This is a genomic window from Collimonas sp. NPDC087041, from assembly GCF_044745265.1.
In the GTDB taxonomy this organism is placed as follows: domain Bacteria; phylum Pseudomonadota; class Gammaproteobacteria; order Burkholderiales; family Burkholderiaceae_D; genus Collimonas.
Map to the genome: position 1 here is coordinate 1 of NZ_JBIUZX010000004.1, position 14,259 is coordinate 14,259.

General features: G+C 57.9%; 14 protein-coding genes and 1 riboswitch. Of the genes, 9 read left to right on the forward strand and 5 right to left on the reverse strand.

The genetic code is table 11. From position 1 onward, the window contains the following. The first annotated feature begins 180 nt into the window (after positions 1 to 180). The 5 genes from ACIPF8_RS08310 (at position 181) to ACIPF8_RS08330 (ending at position 2,570) form a co-directional block, all read left to right on the forward strand. A complete protein-coding gene (locus ACIPF8_RS08310) occupies positions 181 to 687 on the forward strand; it encodes a hypothetical protein (protein WP_400419486.1) in 507 nt (168 codons plus the stop codon). A gap of 313 nt (positions 688 to 1,000) precedes the next feature. Continuing rightward, entirely contained in the window at positions 1,001 to 1,474 is a 474-nt protein-coding gene (locus ACIPF8_RS08315) for a D-Ala-D-Ala carboxypeptidase family metallohydrolase (RefSeq protein WP_400419489.1), read from the forward strand. A gap of 18 nt (positions 1,475 to 1,492) precedes the next feature. Next, positions 1,493 to 1,810, forward strand: a complete 318-nt coding sequence (locus ACIPF8_RS08320) for a holin (protein ID WP_400419491.1) — start codon at positions 1,493 to 1,495, stop codon at positions 1,808 to 1,810. Then, complete coding sequence (locus ACIPF8_RS08325) at positions 1,807 to 2,217, forward strand: hypothetical protein (RefSeq protein WP_400419494.1); 411 nt, start codon at positions 1,807 to 1,809, stop codon at positions 2,215 to 2,217. The genes ACIPF8_RS08320 and ACIPF8_RS08325 overlap by 4 nt, the downstream gene beginning before the upstream one ends. Before the next feature lie 170 nt (positions 2,218 to 2,387). After that, on the forward strand, positions 2,388 to 2,570 hold the full coding sequence (locus ACIPF8_RS08330) for a TraR/DksA C4-type zinc finger protein (protein ID WP_400420512.1): 183 nt from the start codon (positions 2,388 to 2,390) through the stop codon (positions 2,568 to 2,570). Positions 2,571 to 2,945: 375 nt separating this feature from the next. On the opposite strand, the gene ACIPF8_RS08335 is transcribed toward ACIPF8_RS08330, so the two are convergent. The 5 genes from ACIPF8_RS08335 to ACIPF8_RS08355 form a co-directional block, all read right to left on the reverse strand. Next, positions 2,946 to 3,743 (reverse strand): ABC transporter ATP-binding protein, encoded by a 798-nt coding sequence (locus ACIPF8_RS08335; protein ID WP_400419497.1) that lies wholly within the window; start codon positions 3,741 to 3,743, stop codon positions 2,946 to 2,948. Next, the gene (locus ACIPF8_RS08340) at positions 3,740 to 4,708 is read right to left on the reverse strand and encodes a FecCD family ABC transporter permease (RefSeq protein WP_400420514.1); all 969 of its coding nucleotides are present in this window, start codon (positions 4,706 to 4,708) and stop codon (positions 3,740 to 3,742) included. The genes ACIPF8_RS08335 and ACIPF8_RS08340 overlap by 4 nt, the downstream gene beginning before the upstream one ends. A gap of 523 nt (positions 4,709 to 5,231) precedes the next feature. Further along, positions 5,232 to 7,115: a TonB-dependent receptor plug domain-containing protein gene (locus ACIPF8_RS08345; RefSeq protein WP_400419499.1), complete on the reverse strand. Its 1,884-nt coding sequence runs from the start codon at positions 7,113 to 7,115 to the stop codon at positions 5,232 to 5,234. Between the two features lie 84 nt (positions 7,116 to 7,199). Then, positions 7,200 to 7,483, reverse strand: a riboswitch (cobalamin riboswitch). Between the two features lie 313 nt (positions 7,484 to 7,796). Further along, entirely contained in the window at positions 7,797 to 8,972 is a 1,176-nt protein-coding gene (locus tag ACIPF8_RS08350) for an HPP family protein (RefSeq protein ID WP_400419502.1), read from the reverse strand. A gap of 57 nt (positions 8,973 to 9,029) precedes the next feature. Beyond that, positions 9,030 to 10,193, reverse strand: a complete 1,164-nt coding sequence (locus tag ACIPF8_RS08355) for an ABC transporter substrate-binding protein (RefSeq protein WP_400419505.1) — start codon at positions 10,191 to 10,193, stop codon at positions 9,030 to 9,032. Positions 10,194 to 10,494: 301 nt separating this feature from the next. Between ACIPF8_RS08355 and ACIPF8_RS08360 the strand changes: the two genes are divergently transcribed. The 4 genes from ACIPF8_RS08360 to ACIPF8_RS08375 are packed head-to-tail and all read left to right on the forward strand — an operon-like array spanning position 10,495 to position 14,166. Then, the gene (locus tag ACIPF8_RS08360) at positions 10,495 to 11,265 is read left to right on the forward strand and encodes a FadR/GntR family transcriptional regulator (protein ID WP_400419509.1); all 771 of its coding nucleotides are present in this window, start codon (positions 10,495 to 10,497) and stop codon (positions 11,263 to 11,265) included. 28 nt (positions 11,266 to 11,293) lie between these two features. Continuing rightward, positions 11,294 to 12,187, forward strand: a complete 894-nt coding sequence (ltnD, locus tag ACIPF8_RS08365; protein WP_400419512.1) for an L-threonate dehydrogenase — start codon at positions 11,294 to 11,296, stop codon at positions 12,185 to 12,187. A 3-nt stretch (positions 12,188 to 12,190) separates the two neighbouring features. Next, positions 12,191 to 13,495, forward strand: coding sequence for a 3-oxo-tetronate kinase (gene otnK / locus ACIPF8_RS08370; RefSeq protein ID WP_400419514.1), 1,305 nt, complete (start codon positions 12,191 to 12,193; stop codon positions 13,493 to 13,495). Next, complete coding sequence (locus tag ACIPF8_RS08375) at positions 13,492 to 14,166, forward strand: aldolase (RefSeq protein ID WP_400419517.1); 675 nt, start codon at positions 13,492 to 13,494, stop codon at positions 14,164 to 14,166. The genes otnK and ACIPF8_RS08375 overlap by 4 nt, the downstream gene beginning before the upstream one ends. The last annotated feature ends 93 nt before the right edge of the window (positions 14,167 to 14,259 follow it).

Consider the following 14,259-nt stretch of genomic DNA (forward strand, 5'->3'; position numbering starts at 1 on the left):
CTGCTCAATGTTTGAGCAGGTCATTCAAGCACGTGGGTCAAATTTCAACGATATTTAATGCCTCAAGTGGGTCAATTCTGGACGATCGTCAACAGACTGTGATCTGATCTTCGTTATTGACAGGTTTGCGTTGCCAACTTAGCATTCAACATATCGCTAAGACAACGAAAGCAATCAAAAATGGAGGACGACATCAAGCAGTCAGCTAAGGGAACCGGCATCATCCAAGTTAGCGGTGACTTACATATCTTCAATATTGCAGCACCTATTCAACCCGAGAAGACATTGAGCTGGGATCAGCGCCAACAGTTGACGAGGCTGGTAATTGAAGTAGAAGACGCCGAAAAATCCATCATCAGTCAAATGCGCATTCGTGTCGCGCTCAACAAAGAGATGGGTGTGAAGGGCGTACAGCAGATGACGCCGGAAATATTTCCAAAGGCGGTTACGTATTTATCTGGCTGGCGCTCTTGTGCTTTAGGTGAGCACCAGTATGAAACCGCAATGATCGCCCAGGTAATACGCATGTGGATAATCGTTCCAACCTTGAAGGCAGAAGTGGAGCAATTCGCATTGCGTCAGTTCGCTACATCCACACTTAAGGATTTGGACTTTTGGAAAATGCGCTGCGTTTTGTCCTTTGTTATGACTTCATGGTCTGAGCATTGGAAGAGGAAAGATTCTTGACGGATATCGTTTATCGCGCAGAAGACATTTGCGCATGGCCAAAACAGCTGTCTCGCTCTATCAAATATTTCTAGTTAGCTTTCAGATTATTCTAGAACGCGGCGCCATAACAATGAGGAAAGAAAACCGCTTCCCATTTTCCACATGGCTAAGCCGCGACTTCAGCGCTAACGTCACTACCTCCACGCATACTCTGTGAAGCATTTCACAAGTACAAAACAATTCCTACCCCGTAATCTGACTGTGTTGCTAACCACACAGTCCGGTTATGGGCGCCACCACAAGCGCGCCCTAGTTGTTTTAGAACGCGCTCATGCCCATCAATACATCAGGTCAACTGACCGATCATTTCAGCATTGCCGAAATGACGTTCAGTCCGACTGCCAACGAAAAAGGCATCGACAATTCTGCGAATGCCTCGATACAAAATAACCTCATACGCACCTGCCAGACGCTTGAGCAAGTTCGCGCGCTGCTAGGCAGCCGATCCATTCGCATCAATTCCGGTTATCGCTGTGATGCGCTTAACCGCGCTGTCGGCGGCTCGACCACCAGCGCCCATTCGTTCGGCCTGGCGGCTGATTTTGTATGCCCTGGCTTTGGTTCGCCATTGGCTATCTGCCGCAAGATCGCCGCCAGCGACATCATGTTTGATCAGCTTATCTGGGAAGGATCCTGGGTACATATCGGCTTGGCGACCGCCGATGCCAAGCCGCGTCGACAAGTATTGACTGCACACTTTTCCCCTGGGAAGTCGACGACTTACACGCCCGGTCTACCAGCATAAAAAACACAAGGGAGAAATATGCCAATTAATGATCATGAAAATGAATTTATCACGCTGGTCACGATCGGCGCCGTCATCGCCTTCGGCAAGTTACTGGTGGGTGGCGAAGCGCTGACAATCCGGCTAGTTTTGGGGCGCGTGATTGTTGGAGCTGGCTTGTCCGCAAGTGCTGGGGCGATGCTGATGCTATTTAAGGATTTGCAACCTACCGCGTTGATTGGTTTGGCATCTGCGCTGGGCATTTTGGGGCAATCGTATTTGGAATTGATTGCAAAAAAAATGATTAACGGAGGCCGCCATAGCGACGCTAACAAGAATGACGGCAACCCATCATGATTGCTCTGTTGCGTTTGTTGTTGGCGTCGTTCCTCGCCGCTTCTCTGGGCTTCGCATCAGGCACATATTTTGGAACATACAGGGCGAGGCTCAAGTGCGATACGGAAAGAAGCGCAGCCACTCTGGCCGGATACCAGACGGAGTTCACCAGGGCGGAGCAGCAGCTAAATCGAAATCAGGAAGCCGGGCATGCCGTCGAGATCAAGCGCCAGAAAATTCATTCCACTTTTCAAATGCTAGAGAGGGAGGCGTCCAATGATGCACCGCATGCTGTTGATCTTTGTGTGCTACCTGCTGAGCGCCTGCAGCGCTGGCGTGCAGCCAATGCCGGCGGCGCCGTTGCGCATACTACCACCGGCGAATTTGACCCAGGCGCTGCCGATCCTGCCACAACCGGCCAGCGGTAAGTTACGCGACCTGGAAGCAAACCATCGGGATGTAGCGTACTTATACCACCAGGCTGCGGCACAAACCTGCGGTCTATTGCACTGGCTTGGCGTTGAGCGCGTCGAATGCCGGACCTTTATTGAAGAGCTGGGTAAACATGAATGAAAACCAATTTGAATTCGCACAAAAAATGGAAGAAGCGGCAAGACTTAGCGGCATCGAACAAAGCCGCCGCGCCTGCGCCGGGACAGGGTGTGCCATCTGTATCACATGCGAGGAACCAATTCCAGTCGCACGCCGCGCCGCAGTCCCACACGCGCAACGCTGTACCGGTTGCCAACAACATCATGAAGGCGTAGGCCGCGGAAGATAAAAAAAGTGCGTCTGCTACTGGGAGGGCTCTTGGTGAAATTCAAAGGCCGTGACATTTGAACGGTCATCAATCACAAGGTAAGAACCGAGGTGCGCAGTAAACCGGAGATCGACGGCGAAGACCGGAGCACTGCATGCGACATGACACATGCGTGGCGAGGAAATCTGATCGAAACGACCTACGCGGCCGTGAACAAGGTCCCAATACATCGCAACCATTTATTTTGATAAATGCGCCACGCTTATAGTAAAAATCGGATCAAATTAAACGTCTGTTGATAATTCTTCAAATCGTCCGTAAAGTCCGTTTAATCAAGCCTTTACGGACATCTCATCTTTCTTCATTCGGATCAATCTAAACATCCCCCCACTGCCGCTAAGAAATGTCAGCAGTTGGCATGAACAAACGCCCCGAGCCATTTTCCATTACCTCGAACGGACATCCGAATGCGGCCTGCAATATATCCGGCTGCAATACGCTATCGGTGCGGCCCTGCCACGATTTTCCGTCGCCCAGCAATAGCACGTGGGTTGCGTAACGGGACACCAGATTGATGTCATGACAGGCGGCGATCACGGCTTTCTGTGACGGTAGCGTATTTGCCAGCTTATGCAGCAATTCCATCACCACGATTTGCGCTGCGGCATCCTGATGGGCAGTTGGTTCATCGAGCAATAACAATAACGGGTCTTGCGTCAGCAGGGTTGCCAACGCCACGCGTTGGCGCTCGCCGCCGGACAGGCGCAGCACATCATGCTCACTGAAGGCCGCCATCCTGACCTGCTCCAACGCTTGCATCGCCAGCTCGCGATCGTCTTCCTTGTCCCAGCCGAAACCGAACTGGTAAGGATGGCGACCGGCGATGACTGCGGCCAGCACACTGCTGGAAAACGCATCGGCCTGCTGCTGCGCCTGCAATCCGCGCAGACGCGCCAGTTGCTGCGCCGAAGTGATCTGGATGTCTTTGCCATGGATCAGGACCCTGCCGCCAGCCGGCTTGTGCAATCCGGCCAGCGTATGCAACAAGGTGGATTTGCCGATGCCGTTGCGGCCCAGCACACACCAGAACTGGCCCGATTCGATTTGCCAGTCGAGCCGTTCGCACAGGATTCTGCGGCCGACGCTGACGCTCAGCTGCTCGGCTCGCAACAATGGCGTAGTAAGTTCGTTCATGCCCGGCTCCGCGACAATAGCCACAGGAATACCGGTACGCCGACCAATGCGGTGATTACGCCTACCGGCAGTTGGGTCGGTGCGACGACGGTGCGCGCCGCCAGATCCGCAAGTGCCAGAACGGCGCCGCCAGTCATGACGCTGGCCGGCAGCAAGATTCGCTGGTCGTTGCCGACCAGCAGGCGGATTGCATGCGGCACCACCAACCCGATAAAGCCAATGGTGCCGGCCACTGTGACCGCTGCTGCAGTTGCCAGCGAAGCCGCAGCCAGCGTCAGCAAACGCAACCGCACCACTGGCACACCGAGCAGTTGCGCAAAACCTTCACCATGCGCCAGCAGGTTCAGTTGGCGTGCATTGAACACACTCCATAGCAGAAGCAGGAACAATAGCAGCGCCGCTGGCAGCAGGAAATGACCATCTTCCAGGTCGCCCATCAACCAGAACAGCATGCCGCGCAATTGGCCGTCCGGCGCCAAGGTCAGCGCCAGCGTCACGATCGCGCCGAAGCCGGCGGCAATCATCACGCCGGTCAAAATCAAGCGATGGCCGCTATGCTGGGCGACGGTCGGGAGACGGCGCAAGGCCTGGCGCGCCAAACCAAACAACAGCAGCACCGCGAGGCCGGCGCCCACAGCCGCACCGAACGCGGCAACCCCGTCGCCCATGAAGCCGAAATGCCCGGCCGCCAGCAACGCCACCAAGGCGCCGGCAGCAGAACCACCGGATAAACCCAAGACGTAGGGATCCGCCAGCGGATTGCGCAATAGCACTTGCATCAATGCGCCTGCAAGCGACAGCAAGCCGCCGACAATGAAAGCGGCTGCCACACGCGGCAGCCGCAAGGAAAGAAAGATTTGATCCGCCACCAGTCTGCAACCGCTGCTGCCGCAAGATGCCGACAAGGCCAGCGCCAGCATCGCAAAGACAGCGAGGCAGCACAAGATGACGGCGGCGCGGCGCAAGGTGATTGTGCTAGTCAATTTGGTCGAATCAAATCGTGGATTAATTGGTGAACGTACAGCAAGTGGGGTGGGCCGTTCTTTTGTGACCGTGAACTCCCATGATAAGCGTTGCCGAAGATTTGGGGTAGCGCCCCACATCCTTGCAGTAGCTCGATAGGCCGTAGCGAGCGCCCCAAGGTCTGGTAGAGAAGCGCAACTGTACTTTAGGGCCTGTTAACATTTAATTTAGGAGTGCGAACGCGCGGCAGGCGTTGCGTGCCTAGGCGCGACGACGCGACGTAGTGGTGCTACGGCAAGGAGAAGCAACAACGGCATGCGACGCCTGCAGCCGTTCCCGAAGGGTTCAAGTCAAAACGTGCGCTGGCCGCGTTGCATGGCTTGTTGGGGCACCAGCCCCAACTGCGCCACGCGCCTTGCCATCACACGTTTTGGCTTGAACGCATCTCCCAAATTAAATGTTAACAGGCCCTAGTACAGTGAGCATCGCAGACCAGAGATTGGGGCGCGCAGTAGGCCTATCGAGTTACTGCTGCCAGCCTATGCCGACGAAAAGCCCTCGCGACGGCTGGTTGTAGCCGTATGCGGTTTGGTAGTCACGATTGAACAGATTCTCGATACGGCCGAACAGGGATACTTGCTTGTTCAACTGATAGCGCGCATTGGCGTTGGCCAGCCAATATGCCGGCAGTTGCGGATTGCCGGGGATATCGGAACGGCTGTCGGTGTACTGCACGTCGCCGCCGATACGCCAGGCGCCGAAGCTCTTGGCGGCGCCCAACGATCCCAGGGTCTTGGCGCGGCGCACCAAGGTCTGGTCGGTCGATTCGTCTTTCGGATCCTGCAAGGTCAGGCTGGCGCGCCAATCGATATCTACCAGCGTGGTGCTGGCGCTCAGCTCCAGGCCCTGGTTCTTGGCACGCGCGATATTGATGGTCTGGAAGGTCACCGGATCGTAACCGAACTGGTCACGGGTACGGGTATCGAACAGGGTCGCACGCAGCAAGGTCGCGCCGGCGGCGTATTGCACACCCACCTCGAAGGACTTGGAACGCTCGGCCTTGAGATTGGTATTGCCATACAGCGGGTCATACAGTTGCACCGGCGTCGGCGCGTTGAATGCGGTCGACGCGTTGGCGATCAGCTTGACGCTATCGGTCAGCGCATAACCGTAGCCGAGATAGCCGGTATTGTCCGAACCGGAACCGCCGACATCGTCATGGCGCAGGTTCAACTGCAACTGATTCGCGCCGATTTTGCCGAGGACGCCAGCGTACACGCTGGAGGTCGAACGCGAATAGCTGTTGCTACTGTTGCCGTAGCTGCTGTTGGAGTTGACGTCGGCCTTTTCGCGACCGGCATCGACGCCGGCAGTTGCCGTCCACATCGGCGACAGGCGCAGTTCATTGGCCCATTGCAGCAGGTTCTGCGTGCTCTTGTAACCGTTGCTGCTGTTGCCGAAATTGGTCAGGTCTTCCAGGTTGTCGCGGTTGACGTTTTGCGACAGCGTCAGGGTCGAAGTCCAATCCTGGGTGAATTGGTTTTTCGAGAACACTGCGATCGACTGGCTCTTCGAATGACCGTTGTTCTGGTCGGTCGGCGTGCCGTAGGCATCGTCGAAAGTGTATTTGGCGTCGTTGGCATAAATGCGCGCGCCGATTTCATTACCCTTGCTCCACTCCTGCGATACCGCTCCGGACACGCTGGTGTTGCCGTCGCCGTTGCGGTTCGGATTGACGTTCGGACTTTGCAGTGGATTCTGCGCGGAAAAGCCGTCGGTCTTGAAGCGGGTCAGCGACAATGCATAACTGGTGTCGCCGCTCTTGCCGCTAACGCCGATATTGCCTTGATACGTACCGCGCGAGCCGGCCTCAACCGATGCGTTGAAAGACGGTGCGCCGCTGCCGCGCTTGGTAAAAATCTGCACCACGCCGCCGATGGCGCCGGAACCGTAGATTGCGGAAACGTTGCCGCGCACGATTTCGATGTGATCGATCTGGTCAGGCAGAATATTTTCCAAGGCCGGCAAACCGTAGGAAGCCTGGCGGCGGATTGGCACGCCGTCGATCAGGATCAACGCTTCCGACGAGTTGGCGCCGCGCATGAACAGCGATGCCTGCTGGCCGGGACCGCCGACGCGGGTGATCTGCATGCCGGCTTCACGTTCCAGCAATGCCGGCAAGTCAGGCGCCTGCGAATTGCGGATGTCTTCGGCGCTGATGACCGTGGTGTGCGGCAATGCATCGGTTTGCGGTTGCTCGACGCGCGCGGCAGTCACAACGACTGGCACCAGGTTCTGGTCCGGCGCGGTTTGCGCGATAGCCGTGCCGAAGCCGATAGAGAGAATAGTAGAAGCGAGCGCAAGCGGCTTCAAGGTCGCGCCGCAGCGGCGTGATAAAGATGAGGTCATGTTTGGATACGATAAGAGTCCCCGGCCTGCTTCCCCGCAAGCCCGGTTGCAACAGCAGCAGTGAATCAGCGCACTGCGCTTCTTCCCCACTCCCCCTGATCTGGCCGGTATCCGGGCTAACAAGTCGGAGCGCATTACCTTCCCATGCCAGGCCAAGCTGAACTCAGCTGGACCGAAACACAGTGGTAGAAGATACGCCCTGTCGACCGATGAAAAAGAAAATATGGATTTCAACCGGCGACGCTTGTTTTACCGTTGCGGGGGCAGCACACGTTGTGCCGGCAATCCTGTCGATCGCGCAGCGCCGTGTTTCCCGTTTAACTGCGGACATGGACATGTCCGCGTGCACCAAAACCCTGCCATTGTACGGCCAGCAACGGTTTGCGGCAATTACGGCATGCTTTGAACGGCTCAGACTGTGGTTAGAACTCATTTCATGAATATCCGTGATATGCGTTCTTGCCAGAAAAGGCTCTGGCAAGGCGTGCGACGCGTCCAATAGCGAGCTATTGGCAAGGAGCGGGAGCGCAACGCGGCCAGCGCCTTTTCTGGCAAGAACCCGAAGGGAACGGGCTATTTGGGCGTATTGCTGCGTTGCGCCGCTTGCCAAGGGAACCACCCTTGGCTGCGCGACGCGCCTTGCACTACATCCCAAATAGCCGCGTTCGCACTCGCGGATATTCATGAAATGCGTTCTAAATTCGCGTTGCCGCGGTACAAGGCGGCCACCATATCGGACTGCGTCACCATGCCCACCAGGCGGTTTTCATCGTCGACAATCGGTATGTGATGGATGCCCAACTCCGACAAAGGCTGTACCAGTTCGACGATGTGCATGTCGTGGGCCGCGCTCTTCACCGTGGAAGTCATGATCTGGCCGACAACTTCCGGCTTGTCCGAATGGGTGCTGGTGGTGCGCCGGATGAACTGCTTCAGCTTCTGATCGAAGCCGGGATACACCTGCAAATCCGCCTGCCGCATGAAATCGGTCTGAGTCACGATGCCGACCAAACGCCGCGCCGTATTGATGACTGGCAAAGCCTTGATGCGATGCTTCAACAGCAACGCCCAGGCGTCTTCCAGCGAGCTGCCGTATTCGACGCTGACGACATCGCGCGACATGATATCGGCGCAGGTGATCTCGCCAAGGCGGCGCCGGTACGCGTGCATTTCGGTTTGCCGGATCAGGCTTTCCAGGTCGTCGCGGCTGACATCGAGCACCTGGTTGTACTGCTGCAGCACGTGGTCCAGATCTTCCTGGGTAAAGCCGACGCGCGCGCCGCTTGGCTGGTCCTTGGTCTGATGCAGCTTGCCGGGATCGGCTTGAGCGACATGCGGATAGCGACGGCGGGTGCCATTATTGAACAGCAGCGCCACCGTCAGCAGCAAGAATGAATTGAGCAGCACCGGCGTCAACACGAAATGAAAGCCCTGGCTAGTCACGGCCGGACCGCCCAGCACCGCGGTCAATGCCACCGCGCCGCTCGGCGGATGCAGGCAACGCAGCGCGAACATCGCGCCGATTGCAGCGGACACGGCAATTGCCGTAGCCAGTACCGGATCGTGAATCCAGCGTGCGCAACCGACGCCGATCACTGCCGCCACCAGGTTGCCGCCGATGATCGACCACGGCTGCGCCAGGGGACTGGCCGGCACGGCGAACAGCAGCACCGCAGAAGCGCCCATCGGCGCGATCAGCAAGGGCAACGCAGCGCCGGGTCCGAGCGCCCAATGACTAATCAGCCCGGTCAGCAATATCCCGAGCAAGGCGCCGCAACAAGCGCGCAGACGTTCGGTGGCGTTGACCACTACTGGTCCTGGAATAAAGCCGCGCAACCATAATTTAAATAAACTCATTATTTTTACTTGTTGTTTTTGTTTCGTGGCGACTAAAAAATCGGCACTCTAAAACGGCTAACCGCCATAAGCGTAGGTGAACTTGTTATTCACAATCCGCCCCATCACGCGCGAGCGCTGGTCCAATCCAACGTGATCCTTGGGATTCATGTTGACTACGCCTTGTGGAATCGTCAGGTCATGCGTATTTTCCAGAGCACCGCGCAGCGCCTCCCGGAACGCCTTGCTACCCGGCTGCGCGGATTTCAGCGCCTGCGGCACCGCGTTGGCGATCAGCATGTAGGCGCCCCACGCATCGGCGGCGAACTGCGTCATGGTGTCGACGCCGTAAGCGGCTTCATAACGCTTGGTGAAATCGAGCGCCGTCTTCCGCACCGGATTGGCCAGCGGCAGCTGCTTGGCCACCACCGCTGGGCCGGTCGGGAAGAAAGTCCCCTCGACATCCTTGCCGCCGACGCGCAGAAAATCGGCAGTAGCGATGCCGTGGGTCTGGTAGATGCGGCCCTTGTAGCCGCGCTCGACCAGTGTCTTTTGCGGCAGCACCGCCGGCGTCGCCGAACCGGCAATCAGCACCGCGTCCGGTTGCGCCGCCATGATCTTGAGGATCTGCCCGGTCACGCTAGTGTCGTTGCGGTTGTAGCGTTCACTGGCCACCACCTTGATTTTCCTAAGCTCGGCCAGATGAGAAAATTCACGCCACCAACTATCGCCATAGGCATCGGCGAAACCGATGAAACCGACGGTCTTGATGCCATTGTCGGCCATGTGCTGGGTCAGGATAGTGGCCATGTGAGAATCGTTTTGCGGCAACTTGAACACCCAGGCGCGCTTGGCATCCTGCGGCTCAACGATGGAAGCCGACGCCGCCAGCGCCAGCATCGGCGTGTGCGCCTCAGCCACCACATCCACCAGCGCCAGTGCTGCCGGCGTGGTGTTTGGGCCGACGATCAGATCGACCTTGTCTTCGCTGATCAGCTTGCGCGCATTGCGCACCGCATTGGTCGGATCGGAAGCATCGTCCAGGATGATGTATTCGACCTTTTGCCCGGCGATCTCTTTCGGCCACAGCAGGATCGCATTTTTTGTCGGCGCGCCGATGGCCGCCGCCGGACCGGTGACGGCGATATCCACGCCTATCCTGATTTGGGCCGAGGCAGCGCCACTCCACAACGACAAGAAGACGGTGGATGACAATAGACTGCAGCGCATGAATTGATTCATCGAATGGCGATCCTGATAGCGGTGACGTGACTGGCGGGCATTTCTACAAGGACAGGATTCTACTGGAATGCGATGCCTCGCACCTAGACCTCCAGGCCCTGCTTGCCATTGCGTTATCCCATATTAATGCGTAAAAGCCGGGCGTTCCTTGATGTGCAACAAGAATGGAATCTTCTGCATTACCCATAGGAAACACTGGCTTTGCGCAGCCAGCGGCTTTGAAACAGGCCTTGATTTTTCGAATAATTCGTATGATGATATGGTCACATTACGATAAAAACATGCTGCTGGAAGAGACAAAATGTTCAATAAACTGAATGCCAACAGAACTTCCCTGAGCGACACCGTCGCCCAGGAACTGCTGAAAAAAATCGAAACCGGCGAGTTCGGTCCCGGCGCAAAACTGCCGACTGAACCGGTGCTCTCCGAGCAATTCGGCGTCAGCCGCACCGTGGTGCGCGAAGCGATTTCCCGCTTGAAGAATGAAGGCGCGGTCGAGCCGCGCCAGGGCAGCGGCGTCTACGTCAGCGAGCAAGGCCATCTGCGGCCGTTGCGCATCCAGTTCGATCAGGCCTCGTCGGCCGATGCGGTGCTGCAGATTGTCGAACTGCGCCGCGCCATCGATGCGGAAGTAGCCGCATTGGCAGCCACCCGCCGCACCCCGCGCCAGCTGAAAGCCATCGAAACCGCGCTGAAAGGCATCGAAGCCGATGTCAACGCCGGTGGGGATGGCGTAATGGCCGATGTCATGTTCCATCGCAGCATCGCCGAAGCAACCGGCAATCCCTTCCTGCTGCAAACGCTGGCCTTCCTCAGCCAATATCTGGAAGCCGCCACCGCGGTCACCCGCAGCAACGAAGCGCGGCGCGATGACTTCATGCGCCAGGTCTACGAAGAACACGCGGCGATTGCAGCGGCGATTGCAGCCGGCGATGCGCTGGCCGCCCGCAACGCGGCGCAAAACCATATGTTCAACGCGGCGCGCCGCCTCGCGCAAGGCGCAACCGACGCCAAGGCCAAAGCGCCACAAAAGAGCAAAGCCAAGAGCGTTACGGCTACCAAAACTCGCTAACCAGATAACCCGTCAATCAGGATCAACAATGACTATCAACGTAGGTGTAATCGGCCTTGGAGCCATGGGCTTGGGCGTCGCCCGTTCTTTGCTGCGCGCCAACCTGCGCACTCATGCGTGCGATGTGCGTCCAGAAGTATTGCAACAGTTCGCCAGCGAAGGCGGCATCGTCTGCCAGACACCCGCTGAACTCGGCGCCTTGTGCGACGTCGTGATCACCGTAGTGGTCAACGCCGCGCAAACCGAGCAGGTGCTGTTCGGTGAGCAAGGCGCAGCGGCGGCAATGCGCCCCGGTAGCCTGGTGATTGCCAGCGCAACCGTGGCGCCGGAATACGCCGTCAAGCTCGGTGAACGCCTGGCCGCACTGGATTTGCTGTTCCTCGACGCTCCACTGTCGGGCGGCGCCGCGCGCGCCGCTTCCGGCGAAATGACCATGATGACCTCCGGCCCTGCCGCTGCCTATGCCAAAGGCAAGACCGTGTTGGCAGCGATCGCCGGCAAGGTTTATCAGCTCGGCGACGCCCACGGTATCGGCTCGAAAGTCAAAATCATCAACCAGTTGCTGGCCGGCGTGCATATCGCAGCGGCGGCTGAGGCGATGGCATTGGGCATGCGCGAAGGCGTCGATCCCGATGCGCTATACGAAGTCATCACCAACAGCGCCGGCAATTCATGGATGTTTGAAAACCGCGTGCCGCATATCCTGAAAGCCGATTACACGCCGCTGTCGGCGGTCGACATTTTCGTCAAGGACCTGGGGCTGGTGCTCGATACCGCCCGTGCCAGCAAATTCCCATTGCCGCTATCGGCTGCTGCACACCAGATGTTCATGATGGCATCCACCGCCGGCCATGGCGGCGAGGACGATTCCGCCGTAATCAAGATTTTCCCCGGCATCACGTTGCCGACCGCGCAGGAGTAATCGATGTCAGCACCACAAACCCAGGCAACAAAACCGCTGCTCGGCTGTATCGCCGATGACTTCACCGGCGCTACCGACCTCGCCAACATGCTGGTGCGTGAAGGCATGCGCACCGTGCAAACCATCGGCGTACCGGACAGTGCACCGCAAGATGTCGACGCCATCGTGGTCGCGCTCAAATCGCGCACCGTGCCTGCGGCAGAAGCCGTGGCCGATTCGCTGGCAGCGCTCGACTGGCTGCAACGGCAAGGCTGCCGCCAATTCTTCTTCAAGTATTGCTCCACCTTCGACTCCACCGCACAAGGCAACATCGGCCCGGTTGCCGATGCGCTGCTGCAAGCGCTGGGCAGCGACTTCACCATCGCTTGCCCGGTGTTCCCGGAAACCGGACGCACGCTGTATCGCGGCCATCTGTTCATCCAGGATCAGTTGCTGAATGAATCAGGCATGCAGAATCATCCGCTGACGCCGATGACAGATCCCAACCTGGTGCGCGTGCTGCAACAGCAAACACCGTCCAAGGTCGGTTTGATCGGCTATCCGATTGTTTCCAAGGGCGCTGAACAGATCGCTACCGAGATCGCCACCTTGCGTCGACAAGGCGTGCGGATGGCGATTGTCGATGCGCTGGAAAACCAGGACTTGTACGCCATTGGCGCTGCCTGTGCGGATTTGCCGCTGGTCACCGGCGGTTCCGGTATCGCGCTTGGCTTGCCCGGCAATTTCATCCGCGCCGGCTTGCTCAAGCCGCAGCAAGGTGCGCAGGCTAGCGCACTTCCAGCGGTAGACGGTTTGTCGGTGGTGTTGGCCGGTAGCGCCTCGAAGGCGACTAACGCCCAGGTCGGTGCGTGGATTGAAAAGCGCCCTGCATTCCGCATCGATCCACTGGCGCTGGCGCGCGGCGAGCCAGTGGTAGCGCAAGCCCTGGCTTTCGCTCAGCAGCACTTGCAACAACAGCCAGCACTGATCTACGCCACCACCACACCCGAACAGGTCAAGCAAGTGCAAGCCGAACTCGGCGTCGAACGTGCTGGCCAGTTGATCGAACAAGCGTTGGCCGATATCGCCGCCGCACTATTGAACAACGGCGTGCGGCGCTTCGTGATTGCCGGTGGCGAAACCTCCGGTGCGGTGGTCAAGGCACTCGGTGTACATGCGTTGCGCATCGGCGCACAAATCGATCCCGGCGTACCGGCGACAGCATCGATTGGCGCGTCGCCAATTGCGCTGGCGCTCAAATCGGGAAATTTCGGCAGCGTCGATTTCTTTGAAAAAGCGCTGCGTCATCTTGGTGAGACACGCATATGAATACACCGGCCAATCCTTCCAGCAGCAACGGTTCACTCAAGGAACAGGCGCTGCGCGAAGAGATCTGCGAGATCGGCGCCAGCCTGTACCGGCGCAATTACACAGTCGGCTCGGCCGGCAACATCAGCGCCCGCCTGGATGACGGCTGGCTGATCACGCCGACCGATGCCTGCCTCGGCAGACTCGCTCCAGCGCAGATCGCCAAGGTCGACTTGAATGGCCAATGGGTCAGCGGCGACAAGCCATCGAAGACATTGACCTTGCACCGTGCGGTGTACGACAACAACCCGCAGATGCAAGCGGTAGTGCACACCCATTCGAGCAATCTGGTAGCACTGACACTGGCCGGTGTCTGGCATGAAAATGAGATTTTGCCGCCAATCACGCCGTACCAGGTGATGAAGGTTGGACGCATTCCGCTGATTCCGTATTGCCGTCCTGGCGATCCGCAAGTGGCGGAGCAGGTCAAATTATTGGCGTCTACCGTGCGCGGCGTATTGCTGGAGCGCCTCGGACCGGTGGTGTGGCATGAAAGCGTTTCGCAGGCGGCATTCGCGCTGGAAGAGCTGGAAGAAACGGCGCGTCTCTGGATGATGTTACGGGATAAGCCGGAGCCGTTGAGCGTTGCGGCCCTGGAGGAATTGCACCGGGTGTTTGGTGCACGTTGGTAGGTGTCACGAGTCAGTACAAACAAGCAAGTACAAGTTGGTAAGTTTCAAATAATAGAAACATCCAGTTCTTTTAAAATCACATATAAGTGGGGA